The sequence below is a fragment of the Streptomyces sp. NPDC051105 genome, assembly GCF_040682795.1.
In the GTDB taxonomy this organism is placed as follows: domain Bacteria; phylum Actinomycetota; class Actinomycetes; order Streptomycetales; family Streptomycetaceae; genus Streptomyces.
In genome coordinates, this window is the sequence record NZ_JBFBBR010000052.1 from 1 (window position 1) to 2,946 (window position 2,946).

The following is a 2,946-nucleotide window of genomic DNA, read 5'->3' on the forward strand; positions in this document are numbered from 1 at the left end:
TTTTTAAGAATGGGGCGTAATAAAAAATATCTTATTATGAGCATAGGCATGCCCGTATTTTTTTTCTTAGTATTTACGGCAATGATAAAATTACCAAATCCTGAAGCACAAGATACATTTATGAAAGAATATCTAATGTCTATGACGACTTTTAGTTTAACTAGCTTTTCAATATTCACTTTTCCATTTGAAATTATAGAAGATAAGAAGAATGGATGGAGAAATTTGTTATATAGATTACCAGTAACTGATATAGATGTATTTATTGTTAAAGTAATTAAAATGATTATTTTTTTCATTATTTCAATTATTTTAGTATTTTTAGTCGGTTTTTTAGTTAGAGGAATTCACTTAACCTTTATTCAATGGCTTATGTCAGGATTATTACTATTAATTGGAGCCATTGTGTTTCTTAGTTTAGGAACTATTTTAACAAATTTTAAAGATGAAAAAACAGCATCTGTATTTTCCGATATATTATTTTTAGCTTTAGCGATGTTAGGGGGATTATGGTTTCCTACTAGTCAATTTCCTGAATGGTTGCAAATGTTATCTAAATTAACTCCTACCTATCATTTTAGAGAGTTAGCTGTTGGATATATAAGTAATAATGAGATACCTTCAAAATCTATTTTAATAATGATAATTTACGCTATTATCTTTATATCTATTTCGCTTATTATATCTAAGAATAGAAAACAAGATATTGCTTAATTTTATAAATAATGAGTTAACTAAGTTCAATAAAGTATACTTTATTGAACTGTTTTTGGTTAGTGGTATAATAGGTATTGTAGGTGTTCAATAGACTTGTTCAAAAAAAGAGGTGGAAAATTGTTAGAAAATGAATATTTCGTGTTCACTGGAACACTCACCACAATGACGAGAAAACAGGCGCAAGCTATTATTTCAGGGCTAGAAGGTCATAATCAAAGTAGTGTCACGAAAAAAACCACACGGCTGGTGACAGGTTATTTCCCCATTGATTTAATCAAAGGCTATTCCCCTTCTCAAAAACTGACAGAAGCAGAACAAGCAATTGAATCCGGACAGCCTTTAATTATCATGAGCGAAAAAGAGTTTGTGGACTTTTTAGCACAATTTTTCCAATTACTCGCAAAAGGGCTATAAACAATCATAAAAGAAAGAGAGAAACTATAATGAAAAAAATAATCGCATTGAGTAGCATTGTTCTTCTAGCTATTTTTGGACTTGTAGCATGTGGTACGAACTCCCAAAAATTATCGAAAGAGAATATTGACCGTATTCATTTTACCATTACAAATGGGAGTAACTATCAATTTCAAGAAACGGATATGAATATCAAGGAAAAAGAAATGGTTTCATCAATTGTCGATTATCTTGATGAGTTGGATTTATCCAAAAAAAATGAGGTCAAAGATACTGGCGGTTTAGTCGGTGCTGATACGTATACACTAGATTTGAACCGTGGAACAAAATTTGTCAGAAGATACATGATTTATGGCGATTACATCACCATTGGTAAGGATAAAAGACAGCAAGTGATTTATAAAGTGAAACATGATAAACTATCTGATTTACTTAAAACGTTGGACGATTTGGCAGAAGCCAATAATGATAAAGAGGGGGAGTAGAAAATGGCAAAAATAGGTTATGCTCGTGTTTCAAGCAAAGAACAGAACCTAGACCGCCAGTTAGAAGCCTTACAGGACGTTTCTAAGGTGTTTTCAGATAAGGCAAGCGGACAATCTACTGAACGTCCTCAATTACAAGACATGCTGACTTATTTACGTGAGGGTGATATTGTCGTGGTGACAGAATTAGACCGCTTAGGACGAAATAACAAAGAATTAACCGAACTGATGAACCAAATTCAACAAAAAGGCGCAACGCTGGAAGTCTTAAACTTGCCGTCCATGACAGGGATTGAAGACGATAATTTAAGGCGTTTAATTAATAACTTGATGATTGAATTGTACAAATACCAAGCAGAAAGTGAACGAAAGCGGATTAAAGAACGGCAAGCCCAAGGTATTGCCATTGCCAAACAACGGGGACGATTTAAAGGACGAAAAAAGAAATATTCTTTTGAAGATGAGGGATTGCAACATGCCTTTGACTTATACCAACAAGGATTAACAGAAAAAGAAATCGAGCGTAAAACTGGAATTAATCGAACGACTTTTCGACGTTATCGTCAAAAATATAACGTGATAAGAGAAGGCAGAACAGAATAAGCTGATATTAGCCCTTTTGAGGGCTTATTCTTTTATCCATGATATTTTATACCAAAGTTACTCTAAAATCGCTTATAAGCTAAAATATGATGTTCTAGGGCTGTTCTAGTTTGTCTTTTCTTGTTAGGGTGCAACTCTGACCGAACAGAGCAACTGTTCGCTTAAACAAACAAGATAAACAGGTCACACTAAAAAAGAATTAGCGCCTCGTCTAAAAAGATAATCCTACCCCAATCCGTCCTTGCGGAGCGGTTTTGATTTTGACCTTGATTTTCAATTTTTGAAAAAAATAAAAAAAGGCGAAGCCTATTTATATTTATCATATATATTTTAATCTTTTGTTCTTTTGCGTGGCTGAAAAGTTAGTGGTAGTGCTTGTGTACAGATTTATAAGCACAGAAAAAACTGTTTATAAGCACAGAAAAAACAGTTTATAAGCACAGAAAAAACAGTTTATAAGCACAGGGTATAATTGATTTACTGTGCTTATAGTGTTATAATAAAAACATAGAGAAATTCCTCGCAAAAGATTTTTCTCTATGCCTATTTAAAAACACTCACAAAGGAGTATTACTATGCTTATTATAACAGAAAAACAAGAAAACAAAAAGCAGGTGCTAACCTTGAATGAACTTGAAAAACGCAAAGTCGTGGAGCATAACAGCTTGATAACCTCTATTGCCAAAATGGATAAAACACCTCTCAAAATGTTTGAATTAGCGGTTTC

General features: G+C 32.9%; 4 protein-coding genes. All 4 read left to right on the forward strand.

Going from position 1 to position 2,946, the window contains the following annotated elements; all coding sequences use genetic code 11:
• A partial coding sequence (locus AB0N16_RS41540) for an ABC transporter permease (protein WP_365806011.1) occupies nt 1-714 on the forward strand: 714 nt, incomplete at its 5' end.
• Between the two features lie 120 nt (nt 715-834).
• A complete protein-coding gene (locus AB0N16_RS41545; protein WP_014011546.1) occupies nt 835-1,131 on the forward strand; it encodes a BRCT domain-containing protein in 297 nt (98 codons plus the stop codon).
• 29 nt (nt 1,132-1,160) lie between these two features.
• Nucleotides 1,161-1,616, forward strand: coding sequence for a hypothetical protein (locus tag AB0N16_RS41550; protein WP_351662186.1), 456 nt, complete (start codon nt 1,161-1,163; stop codon nt 1,614-1,616).
• Between the two features lie 3 nt (nt 1,617-1,619).
• Complete coding sequence (locus AB0N16_RS41555) at nt 1,620-2,219, forward strand: recombinase family protein (RefSeq protein ID WP_356625589.1); 600 nt, start codon at nt 1,620-1,622, stop codon at nt 2,217-2,219.
• The last annotated feature ends 727 nt before the right edge of the window (nt 2,220-2,946 follow it).

What these genes read in the sequence shown, in the direction of transcription:
- AB0N16_RS41550 (WP_351662186.1), top strand. Translation starts at nt 1,161, where the DNA reads ATGAAAAAAATAATCGCATTGAGTAGCATTGTTCTTCTAGCTATTTTT.
- AB0N16_RS41555 (WP_356625589.1), top strand. Translation starts at nt 1,620, where the DNA reads ATGGCAAAAATAGGTTATGCTCGTGTTTCAAGCAAAGAACAGAACCTA.